This window comes from Hydrotalea sp. (genome assembly GCA_030054115.1).
Lineage (GTDB): Bacteria > Pseudomonadota > Alphaproteobacteria > JASGCL01 > JASGCL01 > JASGCL01.
Genome location: JASGCL010000039.1, coordinates 6,185 through 12,237 on the forward strand (window position 1 = coordinate 6,185; position 6,053 = coordinate 12,237).

Below are 6,053 nucleotides of genomic sequence, written 5' to 3' on the forward strand. Positions count from 1 at the left end.
GGCCGTTGGTTCGAATCCAATCGGGAACGCCATAAAAACCAATAAGTGGCAGAAAACTTATTTTTTAGCATTTGTTTGGCGATAGGCTTACGCCTATGCGCGGGCCGTTGGTTCGAATCCAATCGGGAACGCCATAAAAATGTAATGGGCGGGAAGGCGATAAAAAAAAACCTAAAAAAAAACCCACGACGCAAAAAACTTGCGCGTGGGTTTTTTTAAAATGGTAAGTGATAAAAAAATCTTGTTCTGATATTTTATCGCCTTTTATTTTTTTTAGCTACCGAGCGGCACCTTTTTGGTGGTGTCGACTTCGTTTTTCAATTTTTGCCCTTGGCGCAAGCTGGCGCAATTATATGGTGGCAAACCTTTTTTGCTGTCCGCCGAATATTGTTTAAGGGTTGGGTCGTCGTTGCAAGCTTTGACGGCTTGTTGTTTTGATGTTAAGTTGCTGGCACAACCGGTGGCCAACAAAATTATCGCTGACAATAATAATGTTTTTTTCATAATTGTTACTTTCTGTTCAAGTTTTTTTAAAGGTTAAAAAACAAAGCAAGGTGGTAATGTCACCATCGATTATTTTTTATGTTGTAGAGTCGCTATATAACCCATTTATAGTGTTTTTTACTTAGCAATTCAAGACATTATTTTCTGCCGCCTGCGCGTTACCGCTATATTGTTCAAAAAACAAAATACTGCTATAGAAATTGCGCGATGAATTATTTTCAATCAATTATATTGGGCATGGTCGAGGGGGTTACCGAATACCTGCCCGTCAGCTCGACCGCGCATCTTATTCTTGCGGCGCGACTTTTGGGTTTGGCCGACACGGCGGTTAATCACGCCTATATTATTGCCATTCAGGGTGGGGCGATTTTTGCCGTGTTGTTTTTGTATAAAGACAGGTTTTTGCAATTATTGGCCGGCTTGTTTAGGCGCGATAAAAACGGCTTGGCATTATTAAAAAATTTGCTGGTGGCATTTTTGCCGGCGGCGGTGCTGGGCGTCCTGTTCGATAAACAGATAGAGGAATTCCTGTTCGGCCTGTGGCCGGTGGTGGTGGCGTGGCTAGTGGGCGGTTTGGTTATTTTGTTACTGCCGCGCGGTTATAACCAGAAAAAGGGTAAGATTGAAAACATCACCTGGCGGCAGGCATTGGTGATTGGTCTGGTGCAATGTTTGGCGATGTGGCCTGGCGTCAGCCGCAGTTTGGCCACAATGTTGGGCGGCATGTTTGTCGGTTTATCGTTGGCGTCAGCGATTGAATTTTCATTTTTGTTGGGGGTGGGCACGTTAGCGGCGGCCTCGGGGTTTACATTATTAAAACATGGCACGGATATGTTGGCCGGCAACGATATTGGCGTGTTGGCATGCGGCTTCGTTGTTTCCTTTATCACCGCGGTGATTGCGGTAAAATGGCTGGTCGGTTATTTGCAACAACATGGCTTGGCCTTGTTTGCTTGGTGGCGCATCGGCCTTGGCCTGCTGGTGGCGGCTGGCTTGGTTTTTAAATTTTTATAACTATTGCCTTAAAGCAATATATTATTAACGAATATATTTTTAAAAACGCCCCCGCCCCCGCCACCGTTGCCCATGCAATGACAATCAACCTTTAGAAGTTCATACCCAAGCTGCCGCCGACAAACACCGCCAATGGCCCAGACCGCGCGGTGTAGGTAAGGGTGCTTCTCGGCGCGGGCTCCCCTGACTTGCTATTTTCGTGGTCGGTGGTGCTGTTGTAACTCATGTCGGCCACCTGGTGCAGGTAACGCGCCTTTATGTCGATATGCAACAGGCTGTAATCATATTCCAATGCAACCTCCGGCGCGAAGATAAACCCGCCGGTCCCCTTGGCCGAACCACTCGTGCCGCCGTTGGATGATTCGGTTGGCGACCAATCTTTGGTGGCAACATTGAACCCCAGCCCAAGGCCAACCCGCAACCCCAAATGGTTAAAGCTGTCAAGGTTCAAGCGGTAACTGGGGGTGAAGGTAATGATATTATAAGCTTCCTTATAATCATAATTGTTGCCGTCGGTGGTCGCGCTGAGCCATTTATGCTCAAACCGCAAATAATCGGTCGTTAGGCCCCAACCCGAACGGTGGATGTAACCCAGGCTACCACCATAACCAAAACTGCTGGCGGCCGTCGATTTGTCGGTGCTGTCCTGGCCGTCCTGCGCCCGCACCCAATTGCTAGCGAAACTATAAATATAACCGACCGAGCCGCTTAGTTCGAATTTGCCGCCGACGTAATTTAGCAATAAATTACTATTGTAACCCTCGGCCTTGGCTGGTGTGCTGGTTGCGATATTTAATGCGCCCGCTGACGCCAATAATGCCATGGAAAGTAAGATTGTTTTTGTTGTTGTGCGTATCATTATTTTACTCCTTAAAAAAAAATAGTAATGAAGTTAATATTTTTCCGATAACCTCAACGCCCTTCAACATCAAAGGAGCGCACAACAACCCTGATGGTAACAGCTAGCTTGTGGCATAGCTTCACCGATTGAGCCAAAAGGAAAGGCGGCCATAGCGACAAAAAAAAAGGCGGTTATTGCTAACCGCCTTTTTCCCCTTGGTTTTTTTGGTTCTAAAAACGCGAGGAAAAAAATCCTAGAAGTTTTACCCTAGAAGTTTAAACCCAAGCCCGCACCGACAAACATGGCCAGTGGGCCAGATTTCGCGGTGTAGGAAACATTTTGATTGCCGGACGATTGCCCGTCGTCACCACTTGCGGTGTAACTCACGTCCTTCAGTTCGTGCATGTAACGCGCGTTGAGGTCGAGGTGCAACAATCCATTGTCATATTCGATTGTTACCTCGGGCGCGAGGATGAAGTCGGAGTTGCTGGTTGCCTTGCCGGTTAATGCACCGACCACGGCGGCGGCCCCTTCCTGCGTGTCGACCGCGGCAGAATTCCATTTCTTGCTGGTCACACTGAAGCCAAGGCCAAGCCCGGCGCGGATGCCAAGCGTGCCAAGCCGTAAATCATAGCTCGGGACAAAGGTAACAACATTATACCGGTCAAGGCTTTCATATTGGTTACCATCGGCGGCGGCGGCACTCCATTTATGGTCAAACCCTAAATAATCAACCGCCATGCCGAACCCTGTCCAATGGGTATAGCCAACGGTTGCCCCGTAACCTAAGGTGCTACTGGCGGCGGCTCTGTTAAAGCTTTCTTTGTTGGCCGTCAGCTGATCCCAATTATTGGCAAAATTATAAGCATAGCCAACATTCGCCTTAATCAATAGCTTGCCGCCGATAACATCGACCAACAGGTTGGCGTTATGGTTAGAACCATCCTGGGCGTGGGCTTGGCCACCCATGGTGCCAACCAACAATAAGGCGGTTGCCGCGACTGATAATAATATTTTTTTCTTTAAGCTTTTTTTCATAATACAAAACTCCTCGTATAAATTGCTTAAAAATTATTGCAGGCGCAATAATTTTTCATTGTGTAATATCCCAATAACTTAGGGAAGGGTAAGGTAAGGCGTAAGGCCATGCGGTTAATTACCTTACAATAATATCCGTGAGCTAGAACCCCATCGGCGGACAAGATGTTTATAATATAAAATCATCCAAAATAACTTTTTGAATTAACCGCGATTACAAGATTGATAGTTTTTTTATCAGTCAGAAAGCAAGATTTATATATTGCATAATGCCGATTTATAAAAAAACTATCTTTATTATCGCTGTAAGACATTTTTATATCATGCGGGTTTGCGGTGCGCGGGCACAACCAGCAGGCAAGGAGGGCGCGGCGAACAAGTTGTTATTTTTTGGATAGAAAATAAAAAGTTGTATTAAAAATATAAACCTAAATTATTTTTAAAAAAGAAATATATAGCTGTAGGGAGTCATATTCTAAAAATAATATTGAGTTATTATTATTTTTTCTTATGGTGATAAAAAAATAATATATTATGAAGGAATATATTTTTGTAAAAAAGCTACTATCAAGAAAATAATGCTAAAAAAGAGTCATATTTTGCTTGACATTTTCAGCCAAAAACCATATAACGCTATTGCATAAATGAATAAATTTAATAAAGAATAAATAATTCAACGCTTAGATGTTTAAATCAAGCGGCAAAGCAACCAAGGATTGAAAAAATCCCGCGTTTGTCTGCGTGGGCAAGAATCAAGACTGAAAAAGGGGGACATTTTAGGGTGTATTATTGTGTGTGGCGATTGGGTCATCTCGGCCGCCAGCATAATGATGGCATAAAAGTTAGTTGTTGTTATGAATCATTGGAAAAAAAATAAAACATCGCGGGTCGGTGCCGCGCGGGTGAACGCCCGCCGGGTTACACCGCCAACCACAAAAAATTGGGCCTTGCCGCCAGTGGCCGGGTCATGGGTCGCCCATAACCATGGCGCGGGCAAGACCATGGCGCGCATCGCCTTATCGGTATTTGCCGCGAACTTGGCCATTATTCCGCCGCCCCTTGCCATGGCGCAGGAAGACACCACGGCCAATCAAGCCATCGGCGGCGGCGGCGGTGGCGGTGGCACGTTGTTGGCTGATACCATTCGCGGTAAAATTACACTTACCGGCAATGTTGGTTATGTTTTTAATTTGCCCGGCACGTGGAATCGCGGTGATGGTGGCACCACCAACGCAACGAAAAATGGCGGCCTTGGTTACGGGGCGTCGTTGGGTTATGTTCATTCGTCTGGCTGGGGGCTGTCGGCCGATTATTTGGGTTTTGCCCAAAAATGGTCGAGCGCGTCGGGGGCGGAGCAAGCCAATTCAGCCGGCACCTATAATTACGACGCGGGTTTTCACGTGATTACCCTGACCCCCAGTTATCGTTTTCAATTGGATAAAGCCAATAATTGGGGATTAAAAATTGGCGTCGGGGTGGGGGTTAGTATTTCCGACCTGGCGGTCAGCAAGCAAGGGCCAAGCGGCGGCAATGCGGCCAGCAACGGCACGCGGGTGGCGGGTGGTGCGGCCTATACCTATTCAAATGGTAATGACAACACGCCTGCTATTAATAATAATTGTCCCTACTTCACCGATTCGGTGGGGGAAACGGTTCGCGACGGCACCTATGGGTTATTTCATATCAGCGGCGGTGGCAATATCACCTTGCCAACCAATTCATGTATTCCCGCGGCAATGTTGACCAATGGCAACAATGGGGCGCAGGCCACGGGTATTTATGTTGCCGACCAGGCCGATTTTGATACAAAACTTGCGGCGGCGGTTGCCACCATCAAGGCCGCCGACCCAACCTACACCGGCACCATGAGCGACGCGCAAATAAAATCCTTACTTCAAAACCCGCTGACAGCTATATCGGGCAACGGCGTCCGCTATACCCTGCCCAGTCCATGGAACATCAGCACCCAGACCTATTCGGCTGTTGCGCTGGGTGCTGTGCCAAATGGGAATAATGACATCTTATATGGCGCAACCGCTGGTGCTATTTTCCGCTTGTCAACCGATATTGCCACCAAGCAAGCCGCCGCCGCCAACCCAACGGACGTGCAGGCACAATTGGATTATACCCTGGCATTGCAACAAAAACAAAACCTGAGCATTCAATATTGGCAAGTTGGCGCAGAATTGGCGAAATCATCAAACCCGACGCTCGCGCCAGATGTTGCGCAGAATAAAAATAACGCCATGAATGCCAATCAAGGTTTTTTAGCGCAATTGGCAAAATTACAAACCGCCGTAACCAACGCGGCACAGCAGGCGCAAGCAGGCGGCACACAGACACAGCCCGCTTGGTATACGCAATTATTAGGCCTGGGCGGGCTGGGTGCTTTACAGCAATCGGCCAGCGGTGCAAGCCAAATGTTGTCACCGGCTGACAATGCCGCAAGCGGTGGCAATTACAAAGACGACATGGGGATTGTTATCGCGCCCCAGGTGGCGTTGGAATATGACAATGGTTTTTTGCATGCCGACATCAATTGCAAATATATCCACGAATTAAAAAATGTGATTTATTATGGCGATGGTAGCAATTACCAAGGCCACGAGGCCGGCGGCAAAACCAGTTACACCGCCCAGGCCGGCCCCCTCGCCCT

The 6,053-nt window shown here is 47.4% G+C and carries 5 protein-coding genes and 1 tRNA gene; 3 read left to right on the top strand and 3 right to left on the bottom strand.

Features of this window, described 5'->3' with window-relative positions; genetic code table 11:
* Positions 1-26: 26 nt before the first annotated feature.
* A tRNA-OTHER gene (locus QM529_06570) sits at positions 27-134 on the top strand.
* Positions 135-273: 139 nt separating this feature from the next.
* Here the strand turns inward: QM529_06570 and QM529_06575 are convergent.
* Entirely contained in the window at positions 274-504 is a 231-nt protein-coding gene (locus QM529_06575) for a hypothetical protein (GenBank protein MDI9314318.1), read from the bottom strand.
* 207 nt (positions 505-711) lie between these two features.
* On the opposite strand from QM529_06575, the gene QM529_06580 reads away from it, so the two are divergent.
* The gene (locus tag QM529_06580; GenBank protein ID MDI9314319.1) at positions 712-1,518 is read left to right on the top strand and encodes an undecaprenyl-diphosphate phosphatase; all 807 of its coding nucleotides are present in this window, start codon (positions 712-714) and stop codon (positions 1,516-1,518) included.
* Positions 1,519-1,609: 91 nt separating this feature from the next.
* Here QM529_06580 and QM529_06585 read toward each other — a convergent pair whose 3' ends face one another.
* Positions 1,610-2,377: a hypothetical protein gene (locus QM529_06585; GenBank protein ID MDI9314320.1), complete on the bottom strand. Its 768-nt coding sequence runs from the start codon at positions 2,375-2,377 to the stop codon at positions 1,610-1,612.
* A gap of 249 nt (positions 2,378-2,626) precedes the next feature.
* The gene (locus tag QM529_06590) at positions 2,627-3,397 is read right to left on the bottom strand and encodes a hypothetical protein (GenBank protein ID MDI9314321.1); all 771 of its coding nucleotides are present in this window, start codon (positions 3,395-3,397) and stop codon (positions 2,627-2,629) included.
* A gap of 854 nt (positions 3,398-4,251) precedes the next feature.
* On the opposite strand from QM529_06590, the gene QM529_06595 reads away from it, so the two are divergent.
* The coding region (locus tag QM529_06595) for a hypothetical protein (protein ID MDI9314322.1) at positions 4,252-6,053 on the top strand (1,802 nt) is incomplete at its 3' end.

Bases quoted from the DNA above. Each gene is read 5' to 3' on its own strand.
- QM529_06575 (MDI9314318.1), bottom strand. From the start codon at position 504: ATGAAAAAAACATTATTATTGTCAGCGATAATTTTGTTGGCCACCGGT.
- QM529_06580 (MDI9314319.1), top strand. From the start codon at position 712: ATGAATTATTTTCAATCAATTATATTGGGCATGGTCGAGGGGGTTACC.
- QM529_06585 (MDI9314320.1), bottom strand. From the start codon at position 2,377: ATGATACGCACAACAACAAAAACAATCTTACTTTCCATGGCATTATTG.
- QM529_06590 (MDI9314321.1), bottom strand. From the start codon at position 3,397: ATGAAAAAAAGCTTAAAGAAAAAAATATTATTATCAGTCGCGGCAACC.